The organism is Streptococcus sanguinis (assembly GCF_026781265.1).
Lineage (GTDB): Bacteria > Bacillota > Bacilli > Lactobacillales > Streptococcaceae > Streptococcus > Streptococcus sanguinis_T.
Genome location: NZ_JAKUVC010000006.1, coordinates 37001 through 53655 on the forward strand (window position 1 = coordinate 37001; position 16655 = coordinate 53655).

A 16655-nucleotide genomic window follows, 5' to 3' on the forward strand; every position below is an offset into this window, starting at 1 on the left:
CCTCCTTAATCTTTCTTATAAAATTCACAGGCATAGCCGTCGGCTCGTAAAGGCAGACTTTCGGCCCAGTCCGGCTTTGTGGCAAGTAGCTGGCAGACTTTTGCCACACTCTCTTCTCTCACTTCTACCACCGCTTCATCATGCACATGAAGAACAATAGCTAATCCCTTTTGCTTGAGCTGCATCATGCCATAGGCCAATAAATCTCGGGCAATACCTTGAACAATATTTTCCACTAACTTTGGTCCATAGGTCTCAAGCCTTGTCCATTTCTTACTCTCTCCAATCCCTTCATAGGTCAAGCCGGGCTTGCCAAATGCGTTCATTCCTATGCGAGGTTTAACATAGGCTAATTTACGACCTGAAGGCAACGTAATAAAGAGCATTCCAGATTGATAACTAATGACTAGATTCTTAATCTTCTTCGGTTCTCTTGTTTCGTATACCTGCTTTGCGACCTTATCTATCTCCCACCAAAAAGCGACAATATGTGGATTGGCTGACCGCCACTGATTGACGAGCGGCTGCAACTCCTCTTCTTCCAGTCCCATATCCAGTGCTCCCATAGCGGTTAAAGCACCAACTGAACCACCATAGCCAAGAGCCAGCTCCGCAATCTTACCTTTTTGGCGAAGGTGGCTATTAACACCGTGTTTCTCAACCGGTACTCCAAACATAGAAGACGCAGATGCGCAATAGATATCCCCGCCCTGTTCAAAAACATCTAACCGCCAAGATTCCCCAGACAGCCAAGCCAACACCCGAGCTTCAATCGCAGCAAAGTCAGCAACGATAAACTGATGACCTGCTTTGGGGACAAAGGCAGTCCGAATAAGTTCAGAAAGGACACTCGGGACATTCTCATAGAGAGTATCCAAGGTTTCAAACTGCCCTTCTTTGACAAGCGTTCTAGCAAGGGACAAATCCTTGAGTTTGTTCTGAGGGAGATTTTGTACCTGGACCAACCGTCCAGCCCAGCGGCCGGTACGGTTTGCCCCATAAAATTGCAGAAGACCGTGTACCCGACCGTCAGAGCAAACACAACGTTCGATAGCCTGGTATTTCTTGACAGAGGTCTTTGACATCAAGAGACGCAGCTTTAACATTTCAAGCACTTCTCCATCTGCTTCTTTGAGATGCTTTGTCACCTCTTTCTTTCCCAGCGAATCCATGAAGACCCCTTGTTCTTCTAACCAACCCTTTAGTTGAGAGACAGAATTCGGATTCTCTAACCCACTCAATTCATAGGCGCGCTTCGTCACTTGCTCCTTATAAGAGAGATCACAAAGAATGGCCTGTTCAACCAACTCCTGGTCTACTTCTATGCCTCGGTCATTAATTTCCTGATCCAACTGATAGAGATGCTGCTCACTATCAAGCAAGGGATAATTTCTTAAACGCTCTCGAATAGCTTGTTCCACCTCTACATCTCGCTTGCAGTAACGTTTAAATAATTCCCAGTCCTCAGGCGCGTGATGGGGTAAATTTCGCTCGCGCATACCATTGGCTTTCGTTGCTTTACAGGGCAGACAGAAATAGCGAATAAGCCTGCTTCCCTCTTTCATCTTTTGTTCTTCTATGTTGAGAACTCGTCCTACTCCTTCAAGGGATAATGGTAGGCCTAGACTTGCTGCAAGCACTGCCGTACAGGACCAGGAATTAGCTGAAAGATGCTCTCCTAGAAGCTTGGAAAGACAGACCCTCTCAAAGTTGGCGTTGAAGGCCGTTTTTATAATGGCATCATCTAATAGAGCTAAACGAATCTCTTCAGGAATCTGTTCTCCCTGAGCTAAGTCTACCACCTGTGTTTCTTTCTCGTCCTCTTTATAGGCAAAGAGCAAAATCTCAAAGGCTAGACTATCCACATAGCGATAGACTCCGCATTTTGTTAAGTCTACATCTGAATAAGTTTCAATATCAATGCTTAGAGTTTTCATCCGTCCTCCAATAGGTAAAGAGATGGATACCCACCTCAAGCTAGAAAGTCGTCATCATCAACGGTACCGAATTCATCTTCTGCTCGAACTCGACCACCCAGTGGTTCTCCGTCTTTCAATTTTTGAATGTTTCCAAGGCCAGCTGCTACCCCACGATTGCCATTGGAATTAAAGCCGTAGAAGGTCACAGATACTCGACCATAACAGCCGGAATAAACTTCTGCCTGATCCAGGATTGGTTGAACCTGCTGGTCTACAACCTGCGGCTTTTGTTTGGAATTACAGTTAATGAAATAGCTATTGGCATAGGCTTCATCATCCGGCCGGTCAATATCTCCATCTCGGAGTGGCAGTTTCAGATTGGCTGGAATTTTCCCGCCAAATTTTGAAATAGCTTCTTGTTTCGCTTGCTCTACGGCTTGTTGGATTTTCTGAATGGTGGCCTTATCGCTCTTTGGAATAATGACCGATACAGAATATTTTGGTTCAGAACCATTAATGGATTGCGGTTCCCATACATTGGCATAGGATAGACGTCCAGGGACGATTACTTTTGTTTCTTTTGACATATTAGTTTCCTCCAAATTCAGCTGCTGCTGGAATATATTCTTTTCGTTTATCACTTTCAGGAACAAGGGTCAGCTTACCTTGAGGTTTGCGGACCAAATGCCCTAACACTCGGTTAAATTCTTTCTTGCCCATTCGTTTCTCCAGTTCAGTCAGAGAAACCAGACTTTGTTTATAGATATCGGTGAAGCCTTCTGCTTCTGCAAGTTTAGCCACTTCATCTTCATCAGTGAACTGACGGATAGAGCGACCTTCGACCAGTTTAAACCCATTCCATGATTTATGAGAATTAATGGCCACCTTGGTCGCAAAGTCTTTCACCTCTGTTGCCCATTTGACTAGGTCATCCACATGAAGAAGAATTTCTTCAATTTCCCTATCCGTCAAAAGATGAGGGGAAGCTAACTGGAATCGTTCAAGCTCTTTATGATAGTCCATCCGTGCCCTAAGAACGGCATTACAAGGAGAGAACTGACACCAAGGACCGTAGGTGATTTCTCCTTCTCCTTTAAAGGCCAATTCAGCCTTTGGTTTCAGCTCCGTCTCAGCCCACTCTACCAAATCTTCTCGCTGTAAAATGGCAGTTGAGATATTACCTTTTCGTGGCTGAAAAATGGTCATTTTGACATCCTCAATATCATAGAGAGCATCATAGAGTTCCAAGGCTCCCAGAGCATAGAGTTTCATCTGCGGATTGTTCTCGGCTTCAACTAGCACCCCTTTGCCATACTTAAAGTCCACGACATGAAGGGTGTCGTCTGCCACAATGACGCAATCAGCAGTCCCAAAACCTTCTGGAACATAACGGGAAAAGTCAACTTTCTGCTCAATGAGAATAATTGTATCACTCGTTCCTTGTTTCAGTTGTTCTAACTCATCTAAGATGAAGGCAACATAATCTTCCGTGGATTGTTCCATCTCAAGCGTCAACTCACCTTCCGGTTCTTCTGCTTCTATCTGAAGTGCTCTTCTCAGCTTATACTCAGCTAGAGCATGGGCCAGTGTCCCCTCTTCTGCTGCAGGATTAGTCTTGTGTTCAAAGAACTCCTCTAAGCGAGCAAGAGGCGGCACCGTCAGCCAGCGGTGGCTGGAGGATGCCGATAACATCGCGTGTTGTTTTTCTGCCATATCAGAGTCCTTTCGCATCTTCAAGAAGTGAAGAATAGCGCTTTTCTTCTACCGCAGAGAGCTTGTTTGCTCCATATTTTTGAAGGAGTTCTCGCACCTGTTCTGTTTTTCCAGCTCGAGACTTTTCAGCCAGAACTTTGCGGATATCTTCAATGGAGACAGTTGGTGATGAAACCTTTTCAGTTTTTTTAACAGGTGCTTCATCCGTTAAGTCGACTGCACCACACAGTTCTTCCAAACTATCTGCTAGCATCCGTAAGTTGGAGATAACGGTTTCTAGTTTTTTCATTTGTGCCATAGCTTTTCCTTTCTTATTCTAAGAACATGCTTGGAAACTTCGACCAAACAGAATCTTTAGTATTAGTAACTTTTGGATTCTTTTCTCCTGCGTAGCGAACCTTATGTCCGCTGCATTGGAGTGCAAACAAAGGCTCTACTCGGTCATCAATCTCCATAGTATCTGGATTAATAGGCTGGCCATTCTCATGGAAGAGTCGGAAAGGTTTCCCAAGCTCTTTCGCCGTTTCAATCTCATACTTCATACCTTGAGAGATATTGGGACCATAGACCCAAATCTCATCACATCGTTTTAAAAGCTCCTGCCCCATAGTCAGCCCTTGAATTCGCTCATCGGGATTTCGGTCATTTAAGAACTGAGTCAAAAGTAAATGCGGAGCGATGGGTACATAACCTGTCTTAGCAGCTTGCTTGGAATAAGCAAGTGCCTTCTTTTCATTTTCTGCAACATTCCCTCGATAGGGTGAACAAATAAATACTGTTTTCATTTGGAAAAATCCGTCCTTCATCATTTTTTTGGAGTTGCTGTCGATGGCCATCTCCAACTCACAAGACTAGTATAAAACCATTTGGCGAAAGTCAACAGAGCAAAAAATGAGAGATTCTAAGCCTAAAAATGCGGTTTTAGTAAGTGGACCTTTAACTAGAAAGACTGTCAAAACGCAAAAAAAGACCCCTCAAAAAATGAGGGGCAAAAATAAATTTTTTTAAATTGTTTCTATATTCATGGATTTTAGCTTTTCATTCACTTCTTCCACTGAAAGATGATAACAGTTTCTGAGAATCATTTTATAAGCACTATGATGTGGAATCATATCGCTTAAGCTATGAGTGCTCTTTCCTATCAAATCGAAACTGAAGTCCGGATACAGCTTCAGTCCAATACAGACAGCTATAATGTTCGTCAACTTACCATTCTCTCCGTGCTTCAATTCCATCCTTTCTATTGTAGAAACACTGACACCACTGTATTCTTCCAATTGTTCTCTGGAACAATCTTTTCGGTCTCGATGGTAACGTAATGTCCCACAAAAATGATTCGGAAGAGATTCCATAATGCGCTGAATCTCAGAAAAAATATGACCAGAGTATTCTGGGATTGAGTTGACTTCAATGATATGTTCTGAAAAATCAATCTCAATTTTTAGTTCGGGCAAATTTCCACGATACAAAATATAATCGTTGAAATCCTTATAACTAATACTTTTTCGGCCTGCATAGTGGATATCAAAAATAAGACAGCATTCATCCATATGGGAATAAGCGTAGTCAGTCATTTGATAAACTCCGTATTCTACCATTTGAACATACTTCTCAGAGTTTAAGCAGAAATGAGAATCTACATAAACATACTTTCCTGAATCCATTAGCTCTCTAAAACGTTCATTCTTGAAGTTCAAAAAACAAGCGTTATTAAAAGAGATGGTGAATGTCTGATTATTTTGAATCGCATCCGCTTCACAAGTATAGCTCTTGATGTATTCATGCCCCACATACTTGTAGATTCCTTCAAATTCCGTAAAACCTAGCTGCATCATGCGAATTTTAACAGCCCATCGGGACACTTGAAAGAAATAAGCTAAATCATCAATCACCTGTTCAAACATAGTGATCCGTTCATCTTCATCAAAAACTAATGAATATTTGAGAAACAGTTCTTGGACCATCATTTTCGTGGTTTTCCTTGGCATCAGAATCCTTGCTGCAATACCATTGGCCTGCCACTCCATCCAGTCATAAGTACTCCATTTATCTTCTTTGATAGCTGAGCGATTTAAACGGCTGGAAATTTTGGTATCTTTCGACCCTAGTAAGCTCTTATATTCATTGTGAGTACGGTGCAGAAGCCAGTGAACACATTCATGAATAATGGTATTATTAAAACTTCCCTGATTTCGAAGACCTTTGACCTGAGGGTCAACTAGAACGGTTCCAGACTTCACGGTACGTTCCTTTTCCTGATCACCATCAAAGAAAATTACAAGACTATCTTTAAAAACCATCTCGCCAAAAATAGAACCATCTGAGGAAAGAGTACCTTCTTCAACTTCAACTCCAATATTCCGCACAAAATCATAGATGGGCAGTGCCATAGGAGTTTGTAGCATCTCTGGATAATATTGTTCTAAAATGTCTTCTGCAATACTATCCATATTCTTCGCGCTAACATAGGGCACAAATTCTTTTGAGAAATAAGGAATAGGTCCTTTCTCACTTGAATGAACATAAGGCTTGACTTTTAAGACAGAAAATTGATGAAGGCCATCAGTCAATAAATACTTTACTTTTACTGAGAGCCAAATTTCAGCACTGTCTTTTTCATAGCCAAAACGACCATGGCCTCCAATATTTAAAAATCCAATTACAAGTAAATCCGAAACAATAAAGTCTCCACTTTTATTGCTTGCATGGATACTCTTTATAGAGAAATCATCTAGTTTGGCAAACTTAATGTCATCAATTGAATATGAGGATATATTTAAGGATTCTCTAGAGTTATAAACATACGAATTAATCTGAGTAAAAAGCTCATTATAAAATGTATTTTGGAATAAGGTTTTAAATGACATAGCAATCTCCCTTTTTAATAAATTTTCTACAAATTTGAGTCGTAGTTCCATATAAATCACAAAAGAAAATTTCTTAATCCATTTTTTCAATGTATTCAGTATACCAAAAAATACATTATTTCTTAAGTTTTATAGAATTATATTATATACACTTCCTTTTAAACTAATAGTAAACGAAACTCATCTAAAATATTTTTTGATAAAAATTATTGAAAACTAAATCTCTTTTTGATACAATGATGTTGTTTTATAAAACAACACAGGAGTATTATATCATGTTTTCGGGAAAAAGACTAAAACAAAAACGTATAGAAAAAGGAATGACGCAAGCTGAAATAGCAGATATCATCCGTATAAATCGCTCATCATACAACAGTTGGGAATCTGGACGAGCAAAACCTAACCAAAAAAATCTCTCAGCTCTTGCTTCTATCCTTGGGGTCTCAGATACTTATTTTGAGTCTGAATATGACATTATGAATCATTATCTTCAACTGAACCCTATGAATCAACAAAAGGCTGACACATATGTTGAAGACTTACTACAGTCACAGGAACAAAAGAAAACTATTCAGCTTTTTGCTGTCAAGGTATTGTCGGATATTGCTCTCTCAGCTGGAGCAGGTGAAGCATTCTTTGATGAACAAGAAACTGAAACCGTCTATTCAGATGAGGAACAATATGGATATGATTTCGCTGCTTGGATACAGGGGGATTCAATGAAACCTGTCTACGAAGATGGAGAAATTGCGTTAATTCGAGCAACTGGCTTTGACTATGATGGGGCAGTTTATGCTCTTTCCTGGAATGAGTCTGTTTATATAAAACGACTCTATCGGGAAGAAAATGGTTTTAGGATGGTTTCCTTAAATAAAAAGTATCCAGATCGTTTTATCCCATCTGAGGACGAACCAAGAATTGTTGGCTTGGTTGTTGGGCATTTTATGCCTGTGATCGGAGGATAACTATGGTCAAAAAACATACAGATATGATTTATCTAAGTGATAATCGAATTTATATTTCTTTGACTTTATTTGAATATGATATTACCAATTACCTAGATATTCTAATTGCAAAATTGGAAAGTATAAAATCGAGGTAAATTATGGCTTATATTGACTATTCAAAAGAACCTCATTCTGACATAGCTTTTTTTGATATAAAATCATTCTATGCTTCCGTTGAGTGTATTGACAGAGGTTTAAACCCACTAACTACTTCACTCTGTGTTATGAGTCGAGCGGATAATTCTGAAGGACTTATTTTAGCTTCGTCACCTATGTTTAAAAAAGTATTTGGAAAATCCAATGTAGGACGTTCTTATGATTTACCATTCGATATTCAATCTAGGCAATTTAATTATCTGAATGCTAGGCGGAAAGGAATTAAAATCTCATACGACTATATCTTTTATATTGAACATTGGGCAAAGAGAACCTTAATTGTTCCGCCTAGAATGGATTTATACATAAAGAAAAACATTAATATACAAAATATCCTTCAAAATTATGCCAGTCACAAAGATATACTACCTTATTCAATTGACGAAGGATTTATCGACTTGACATCCTCACTCAATTACTTTATTCCTGGAAATACATTAACTCGGAGAGAAAAACTGGATAATATTTCCGCAAAAATTCAGCACGATATTTGGAGAGAAACAGGTCTCTATTCGACTGTTGGTATGAGCAATGCTAATCCTCTACTTGCAAAACTAGCATTGGATAACGAAGCAAAAAAGACTCGAACTATGAGAGCAAATTGGTCTTATGAAGATGTTGAAACAAAAGTCTGGTCTATTCCCAAAATGACTGATTTCTGGGGGATTGGTTCAAGAACAGAAAAAAGATTAATCAAATTAGGCATTACTTCAATCAAAGAATTGGCAAATTGTGATCCTGCCATTTTAAAAAAAGAATTCGGTGTTATCGGACTTCAACATTGGTTTCACGCAAATGGAGTTGATGAAAGTAATGTTCATATAGCATATAAGCCAAAATCTAAGGGGCTTGGAAATTCACAAGTTCTACCAAAGGATTATATACAACAACGTGATATAGAGATTGTCTTAAGCGAGATGGCTGAACAAGTATCAATTAGGTTACGAAAAGCTCATAAAAAAGCTAGCACTGTTTCTATATTTGTGGGATATTCTCGTATCGAAAATAAAAAACCAATTAGCACTCAGAGAAAAATAGAGCCAACTAATAACACAAAAATACTAACAGAAACGGTCCTATCTCTCTTTCGTAGTAAATACTCAAGAGGGGCAGTTAGACAAATTGGGGTGAGATATGATGATTTTGTAGATGAATCATTTAGCTTACTTTCACTATTCGATGATTATGAGAGTATTGAAAAAGAAGACAAACTTCAACAATCCATTGATAGTATTCGAAACGAATTTGGATTCCTAGCAATCCAAAAAGCTACTTCTCTTCTAGAAAGCTCTCGAAGCATTGCTCGTAGTAAATTAATTGGTGGCCACTCTGCTGGTGGATTGGAGGGATTAAAATGATTGACCGCTCTTATTTACCCTTTCCAGATGCCCGACAATATCATGATAGAAAAATGGCAAAATGGATGGGATTTTTCTTGTCTGAACATACTTCTGCCTTGAAAGAGGATGGCAACAAGACTTCTTTCAAGTTCGAATTGTCTTTTGAAGAAAAATTACTTTTACTGAACCAGCTTTATGTAAATCAACTAACTGGTTGTATCCGCAGCAAATACTTAGAACAAACTATATCTTATTTTGGTACTGTCTCAACAGTTAATAATGAAAGAATACTCTTAAAAAGCACGGAAGGGTATGTACCTCTAAAATTAGCTGATATACTTACTATAGAATTAGTTGAGGAATTTGAGAATGAAACAGCTTGAATCTAATAGAAACGAATTGCAGATGGATTACTTCAGTGAAAGCTACAGAAAATTTGAAACTGACTTCTATCGCTATTCTGCTTTAAATACTCCGCTTACTTTTCTTACTGATGACATCATGCTAACCATGGCAAAATCCATGAAGAATTTTTTTAAGTTAAATAAAGAGAATTCAATAGACAATCGAGATCATTACTTTGTATTTAATATAGAAACAATAAATGATGGAAGGTTAATCAGGAAGTATAGTTATCAAAAAACAGTAACACATATAAAATAGCTCAGCACAATTATTGTGCTGAGCTGTTTTATTATCGAAATATAAATGTGAACTATTTACTGAATACAAAATTTGCAATTCGTTCTGCAGCTTTCTCTGTGGCTTTATCAATATCATTTTTCGTCCAAGTATCACTATCATAGTTTACAAGTGAATGAGCAATTGGAAACCTGCTGCCAATGTAGCCTCGGCCACTCGTTATATTATTCTCCTTTTTAGTTCTAAACCATGCATCCCCTATACCTCTATTAATAACCGATTCGAGAAGAATCTTATTCCCGAGTTTTTCAGCATATTCTTGAAATTCTTCTTGACTAGAACAACCAGCATCCGCCATTATGTTTTCCCTGTTTAAACCACTTTTAGGCATAATATGTTCAATATCAATACCGCCCTCAAGATTATATTCTTTGCCCTGTTCAAGAGCATAAAGATACTCATTCACATAAAGAATCGAATTCGGAACCCCACTTTCGGATAGAGTCTGTCTGATGCTATTATAATCAAAATTATTTTCAATATGGTCTTTTATATTAGCAATTAAGTCCTGAGTAGAAATTGTTGTAACTTGACTATACTTCAAATTTATTTCTTCAAGAAATCCCTTAAACAGTCTATGGCTATACGAGAGTTCTGAAAGTTCAATGAGAAGTCCAAGTTTTAACAACTCTTCAAGATAGCTGATATCATCTCGATAAAATAAGTAGCTACTAACAAACGGCTTCAAATTGCCATTGAGTCTGCTAATAACTTGACCTAGCATAGATTCAGAAAAAATATCAAAGTTTGTTAGTATTTTTTCTAGCTCACTAGTGAATAATGTATCTCGATTTAAAAGCTCCTTATTCTTAGCAAAGAAAGCACGAATCCCAGGATTTCTTCGATCAGAACCATTTTGTTCAGAAAGTTTCACAAAGATATAATGAGTAATAAGTGTATTTAAGTCTAGCCGTGATACATCCGTTCTAGCAACAATATTTTGCCAATTACTTTCAAAAATTTTTCTATCTTTTGCGTTCGCGGTGGTTTTAGACACAATTACTTCAATTGGTGTCAAAGGAACTCCTGTACCATTCAAAGAGTTAAAGATGTTTATAGCCTGATCAGTATTATAACTAGTAATCGTAATTACCTGACAATTGTTAATAAAATGATTTGCAAAATTTATGCAACTAAGTACACTAAGATTACTACACCAGTTATAAAAATAACGAAAATTTTTAAAAAAATTGGTATACCTATTATCTTTCTGTCGACGATATATTTGGAAAGCTGAATTCTTGATACCATCGAAATCGTTCCCAAGAAGTACAACATTCATATCATTTGCATACTTCTCAGAAATCGAACCGTTCAAATATTTAATCTTACCCTTAGTAGGGAAATAAACTCCCTCAACAAAATCATCCTTTTCATCTTCAGATAAATTGAACAACATAACTGAAATCTGTTCCTTAAGTCCGTTCAACCGCTTGATGATTCTTTTTCCATCGGCATCCGTTGATGGTTGGACAATTAGCTCATTCTCTATTTTCAAAAGCAATGCCTTTAATAAAAGCATAAACGTTGTAGTTCTTTGTTGACCATCAATCAAGGCAACCTCATGCTCCTCACCTGACTCTTGCGCGATTAGTATCGCTCCAAAAAAATAATTATCTTGAACAGAATCATCAAAATTTTCCATATGTACATTAATATCTTCAATCAGCTGTTCACATTGTGCCACCTGCCAAGCATATGGACGTTGATAGGTTGGAATATAAAATTCTGACTTTGTGAAATACTCCTTTATTGTTTGTAAATTGGGCTGAATGTCATTTCTCATACCACTATCTCCTAAAACTTCTTAGTTTAAGCTATTATACCACGAAACTGTTACCAATCAAACTGAAATTGAGTTCTATTTAAAAAATCCAAACTCTACAATTAGCTAAAGTAATACCATTTTTAGTGATCAATTAGACTTTAATTGATAGTTTTTATAACACACATAAAATATAAAAAAGGTAGAGCCAATATCGACTCTACCATAAACCTAGTAAGAATCAACTTTCTTTGCGATAAGGTTTAAGAACCTCATAGCCTTTTAACTCAAAGACAAAGGCCCTATCCTCAGCAATGTATATACCTGGTACTTTATAGCGTTTCCCACTCTCCCAGTCTGGCATAATTGTCAAGATGGCTTCTTTCAGATTCTTATTCATCATCTGAACCACACCTTTTCTAATCTTTTTTGACTTGCAGAACTCATAAGACCCCTTGGTATTAGCATGGCATACCTGAATCCCCATGACTTTTGTGTCTTTGTTAAATGCCACAATGACATGACTAGGATAGTTCAGCTCAGCAGCTATAGCCTTGCTGAATGTTACGAAATTCTTATTGACAGTCATGCTGTAATCACTAGCAGTTTTCTCTATAGTAATAACCTGTAAATCGTAGTCTGAAAATCTCATGGTTTTTCTCCTTTAAATACAGTTTGAATCTCCTTCTTCTTCCAAGAAGAATCGAGTACAATAAAATCCTTCAGTATTCCTGACTTCACCCTTTTTACATAGAGTTTTGGCACAAGAGCTACTTTGGCAGATTTCGTTCTTCTTCTCGGTTGAGAGAGCAGCTCTTGAACCAAACTCCAGTCAGAGTCAGATATAATTGAAGGAATTCCATTTCTCAGTCGGTATTTCGGACGCTCACCATTATTCTTCCGCGTCTTATGACTAAAGCAGTCTACCGTATAGGTCTTCTGCATGATAATCTCACCCTTATACTTCTCATTCCTAAGTATGTTATTAACAGCAAGGGTAGACCAATTTTCAAGTCCAGTGACCGTTGGAATATGATGTTCCATTAGCGCATCAGCAATCTCACGCACAGTTCTGCCATTCATATATGAATCGTAGATATACCTTACTACCTTGGCTTCCGAATCATCAATTATTATTTGACCATACTTGTCCTTAGTATAGCCAAGTAGATTATGCGTTGGGATGATTGGGATACCGCGTTTGAAACGCTCGATAATAGACCAAGTAATCGAAGCACTCTTCTGCTCACTCTCGCCTTGAGCTACTATAGACATAACTCCTAACACCAGCTCACCTTTGGTATCCAGCGTGTTTAGATTAATGTCTTCGATTAAAATACCTACTGGATGAGGTAAAGCTTTCAGCTCTCGGTAGATGCTTATGAAGTCCAGCTGGTTTCGAGCAAAACGACTGATACTCTTGACCAGTATCAAATCAATTTTCCCTTTCCTGCAATCTTCTAGCATTTGTTGGAACTGCTCACGCTTCCTAATGGTAGTACCAGATGCTCCCTGATCAGCATAAATACCAGCCAGCTCCCAATTCGGTGTATTCTGAATCCGTTCCAGGTAGGATTGTTTTTGAAGTTCAAAACTGCCTGACTGGGATTCATCAAAGGTACTGACCCTGCAATAAGCTGCCACACGAGTCTTCTGCTGTCCTAAGCTAGCATTCTGCACAACTGCTGGAATGACCTCTACGGTTCTCTCATACTCAAAGGCATTACGAATACGCTCTTGCTTCTTCGTTAATTTCTTAGAACTCCTTCTAACCATTTTTCCTCCTTTCCAGAAATCTGCATCTTTATTATAAGAAAAGAGAAAGCTAATCAGAAGAGTATTAACAAAAATGTAAAAAAATAGCTCAAAATCCATTGAGCTATTTAGGTTCCACTACCTAAAATTTATTCAACTTCCTCTCAATAATTTCTATTGCTATTTTTAACAACTTATTAATCTCGTTAAATGAGTAAAATAAGTATCTATTTTGAGATAGATAGTTTTGATACTTTGTAAGCTGACTTAAATAATTTTTAGTTAAATGAATTATTTCTTTGTTTACTCTGTTTGAGTTCATAGATACCATCCTTTCAGTGATGGTATCTTAACTCTAATAGAAAATTATAGCAAGTAATTAGGAATCTTCTTCGCAAATTGCTAAGTACAATTCATTCAACTTACTCAAGAACGTATCAGATACCTTACCTAGTGAAATCGTAGATTTTACTATTTCCGATATTTCTCTGTGAAGCGGATTGTTTTCGTCATAAAGTGGGAGTTTAATTTTTAAATCAATAGAAATACTTCTATGACTGAACGTGCTTAGCATATAGTTTTCAACAACTGGTGAATTTAGTATGCCACATATATAATAAGCTTCATTTTCAGAAATATATAATTCTTCTTGATTTTTAACCTTCTCATTCGGGAATGGTTTTCTTTGTGAAATATAAGGAGCATGTTTAGCAGGAATAGGATTTACAACTTCTCCCCATGAAGTAACTTTCGGACCTAATACTGCAGCAGCCCACTTACTATTATCTCTAAATACTACCTTGAAGGGTGCATATGTATACGCCCCTATTTTACTAAGTGAGTAAAAATCATCTCCTTTAGCAATCGCCTTAGATCTTTCACTTTGTGCTCCGATTACTGACTCTTGATTTAATAAATACTGAGTTAGTTTTGGTGATCTTTTTAATAAATCATGCAACGCAACTGAATTGTTTTGATTTTCCCTATATGGATATATAACATATTCATTTGACCAATCTATACAGAATTTTCCAATCATTGGGCCTTTAATTAGAGGGCGGACAAACTCCGTCTCTATTTTTAGTGGACCGATCTGATTTACTTTATGAATAGTTCCTCTTGCCACATCATTGTTAAAGGTCCATCCTAGTGTGTTTGAAGAAGAATCATTTCCTCCATCTTTTAGCATATAGACTTCTTTAGGAGTGAATTCAACGCCTGATCTCCCTTTATAAGCACAGTAACCTATAATCTTGGAAAAATTCTCTACTTGCCTTGTATCCCTGACAAATGTAAAACCTGACCTAGAATTATCCACTTGAACTAATTTACCTTGAGTAAACTCAAAATTATTCTTTACTTTTTCAAAAGAATGTTCTAAGTTAATTATTCTCATGTTCTTACTTTGCTTACCCCTCTTTTTCGTAACAAATTCAAGAGGTAGGCCTTTACTGTAATCAACATAATCACGTTTATATATGTATGATAGAAATGATTCTTTCATAGCAATAAACGGATGACCTGATTTTTCCCAATCTACACATTTTTGAAGATAGAATCTTTCATCAGTAGCCTCATCAATAATAAAGTTCCTGAAACCTTCATATGAATCCTGCGTCAGAATGGTTTTAGGCATTAAAAATGCAAGTACCCCAGTTGTTTTTAACCAAGTAGTTGCTACAACATGAGCAATCAGTGCACAAATATTTAAAGAAATAGCACCCATATAAGTCTGACCACTAAATAAATGTCTACTAATTGAGATTGCTTTTATTCTTTCTGCATAAGTACTTGGTAAGAATTCCCATTTTACCCAAGGTGGATTTCCAATGATTACATCAATATCGTTGATAGTAGCCATTTTGATAAAGTTGCCAATCACTTTCACCCATAAACCATTCCAACCATTTTCATTCAATGCTATAATTTGGTCAATCATATCACGCATACGTAACTCTAATTGAGTGTTGGTTTTTCCAACATTACGAATAACTGACTCATTAAGATATTCAAAGAGTAACTCCTCATTACCTTTTTTAGCTAGTTTAGCTAAGAAAGTAATTAGTCGTGAAAATTCTTCTTTGTTCTCCACAACTTTAACTGGAAAAATTGCATTAATATCACTTTGAATACTTGCCATATCATATTTAAAACACTCAACATCCTCAACTAATTCCTTTTTAGGAGTTACAGCGGAGTCACCAAGATAAACTGGTATTTCAAAAACGTTATTTCCTGTTAGCAACGGAGAAATAGCTAACATATATCCCACTCTGGCAGTCAATACACTTAATGGATTTATATCTACTCCTTTAACTCTTTCAAGTATTTGAAAAAGAAGTTTTTCTTTCTGCTCATCAGTATAATCCTTAATATTATGCTTTGCAATAATATTTTGAATTATAGCAATTAAAAATATACCTGAACCACAGGTAGGGTCTACAGCAACAAAATCATCAGGCTGATTATGAGAAATAGCTTCTTTTATTAAAGAATCAGCAAGCCAAGCGGGTGTAAAGTATTCACCTAGTGAATGTCTGACCGCTTTAGGCATAATTTCAATATACAAATCTTTAAAGACATCAGCAGATTTCAAGTGATTCTCAGAACCATAGATTGTATAATCCTCAATCATTGAAACAAGCTCTTTTATATGTGAATACAATTCAAAATCCCATTTTTCCTCCCAGACATACCAAGAGAAAAAATCCCCTTCAAGAAGATTTCTAATTCCCTCATCAGCGAATGAATATCCATCTTCCATTTTAGATAAAAATTGATGCATCTGCTCCTCTGTTACAGATGTTAAATCACTAAAGTATTGAATATCCTCAGTTGTAGTCACTCTATGAACAATTTTACAAGCCATTAATTTTACAATAATAGCATAGGTAGTTTGTAAGGCAAATAAACCCTTATATTCAAGTTTTGGGCTATTTATTATGGTGTTAAATAATTCTCCCAATTCTTCTCTTCTTTTAATAATGTCCTGATTTTTTCCAGTATCAGCTTCAGATAAATGAAATAATTCTTGCCATTCCCTTTGAATCATATTGGTTCTATCATTATTATCTGAATCATTTAAAAATAGAAATAACTTATTGGCAATTCTTTTTGTGATACTATTTTCCATGTCGAGAGAGAAGTCTCTAACAATATTATACGAATTTAAGCGTTTAGAGTCTGAAGCGATAATTGCTTTAATAATTCTATCAAAAGAATGGACATCGAGTTCTTTAAATGGAGTTGACTTAATTCCGTCTATATTCTCAACAACCTCGGATACTTTTTTTCCGTCAGTTACCAACATCAATGAGATATCGATATCTGTCTCTTTTAGTTGCTGATAATAGGCTAAGACCTGTTCAGTCGCTTTGACTTGACTACTTTTTGATGTCAGAATGTACTGACCCCAAAAAGTTAGACAATTA

14 protein-coding genes are annotated in these 16655 nt (G+C 36.9%); 4 read left to right on the top strand and 10 right to left on the bottom strand.

Annotated features, from left to right (window positions below):
* Positions 1 to 5: 5 nt before the first annotated feature.
* The 6 genes from MK370_RS08335 to MK370_RS08360 form a co-directional block, all read right to left on the bottom strand.
* A complete protein-coding gene (locus MK370_RS08335) occupies positions 6 to 1937 on the bottom strand; it encodes a DNA polymerase (RefSeq protein ID WP_268684898.1) in 1932 nt (643 codons plus the stop codon).
* Positions 1938 to 1972: 35 nt separating this feature from the next.
* Positions 1973 to 2506, bottom strand: a complete 534-nt coding sequence (locus MK370_RS08340) for a DUF2815 family protein (protein ID WP_101771513.1) — start codon at positions 2504 to 2506, stop codon at positions 1973 to 1975.
* Between the two features lies 1 nt (position 2507).
* On the bottom strand, positions 2508 to 3650 hold the full coding sequence (locus MK370_RS08345) for a DUF2800 domain-containing protein (protein WP_268684899.1): 1143 nt from the start codon (positions 3648 to 3650) through the stop codon (positions 2508 to 2510).
* Positions 3634 to 3930, bottom strand: a complete 297-nt coding sequence (locus MK370_RS08350) for an rRNA biogenesis protein rrp5 (RefSeq protein ID WP_268684900.1) — start codon at positions 3928 to 3930, stop codon at positions 3634 to 3636. The genes MK370_RS08345 and MK370_RS08350 overlap by 17 nt, the downstream gene beginning before the upstream one ends.
* Before the next feature lie 13 nt (positions 3931 to 3943).
* Positions 3944 to 4441: a DUF4406 domain-containing protein gene (locus tag MK370_RS08355; RefSeq protein ID WP_326845086.1), complete on the bottom strand. Its 498-nt coding sequence runs from the start codon at positions 4439 to 4441 to the stop codon at positions 3944 to 3946.
* Between the two features lie 195 nt (positions 4442 to 4636).
* A complete protein-coding gene (locus MK370_RS08360) occupies positions 4637 to 6499 on the bottom strand; it encodes an XRE family transcriptional regulator (RefSeq protein ID WP_268684902.1) in 1863 nt (620 codons plus the stop codon).
* 275 nt (positions 6500 to 6774) lie between these two features.
* Here MK370_RS08360 and MK370_RS08365 point away from each other — a divergent pair, with 275 nt between their 5' ends.
* The 4 genes from MK370_RS08365 to MK370_RS08380 all read left to right on the top strand — a co-directional run bounded on the left by MK370_RS08365 (position 6775) and on the right by MK370_RS08380 (position 9665).
* Positions 6775 to 7464, top strand: a complete 690-nt coding sequence (locus tag MK370_RS08365) for an XRE family transcriptional regulator (RefSeq protein ID WP_268684903.1) — start codon at positions 6775 to 6777, stop codon at positions 7462 to 7464.
* Between the two features lie 140 nt (positions 7465 to 7604).
* Positions 7605 to 9020 carry a Y-family DNA polymerase gene (locus MK370_RS08370; protein ID WP_268684904.1) on the top strand — a complete coding sequence of 472 codons (1416 nt, stop codon included), beginning with the start codon at positions 7605 to 7607 and terminating at the stop codon, positions 9018 to 9020.
* Positions 9017 to 9385 (top strand): hypothetical protein, encoded by a 369-nt coding sequence (locus MK370_RS08375; RefSeq protein WP_268684905.1) that lies wholly within the window; start codon positions 9017 to 9019, stop codon positions 9383 to 9385. Before MK370_RS08370 ends, MK370_RS08375 begins: the two co-directional genes overlap by 4 nt.
* Positions 9372 to 9665 carry a DUF5960 family protein gene (locus MK370_RS08380; RefSeq protein WP_002904853.1) on the top strand — a complete coding sequence of 98 codons (294 nt, stop codon included), beginning with the start codon at positions 9372 to 9374 and terminating at the stop codon, positions 9663 to 9665. The genes MK370_RS08375 and MK370_RS08380 overlap by 14 nt, the downstream gene beginning before the upstream one ends.
* A gap of 52 nt (positions 9666 to 9717) precedes the next feature.
* Here MK370_RS08380 and MK370_RS08385 read toward each other — a convergent pair whose 3' ends face one another.
* From MK370_RS08385 to MK370_RS08400, 4 genes are all read right to left on the bottom strand, one after another.
* Positions 9718 to 11490 (bottom strand): DUF262 domain-containing protein, encoded by a 1773-nt coding sequence (locus tag MK370_RS08385; RefSeq protein WP_268684906.1) that lies wholly within the window; start codon positions 11488 to 11490, stop codon positions 9718 to 9720.
* Between the two features lie 220 nt (positions 11491 to 11710).
* The gene (locus MK370_RS08390) at positions 11711 to 12121 is read right to left on the bottom strand and encodes a hypothetical protein (RefSeq protein WP_004186305.1); all 411 of its coding nucleotides are present in this window, start codon (positions 12119 to 12121) and stop codon (positions 11711 to 11713) included.
* The gene (locus MK370_RS08395; RefSeq protein ID WP_268684907.1) at positions 12118 to 13245 is read right to left on the bottom strand and encodes a recombinase family protein; all 1128 of its coding nucleotides are present in this window, start codon (positions 13243 to 13245) and stop codon (positions 12118 to 12120) included. Before MK370_RS08395 ends, MK370_RS08390 begins: the two co-directional genes overlap by 4 nt.
* A gap of 358 nt (positions 13246 to 13603) precedes the next feature.
* Positions 13604 to 16655: Eco57I restriction-modification methylase domain-containing protein (locus MK370_RS08400; protein WP_268684908.1), on the bottom strand; the 3052-nt coding region annotated here is incomplete at its 5' end.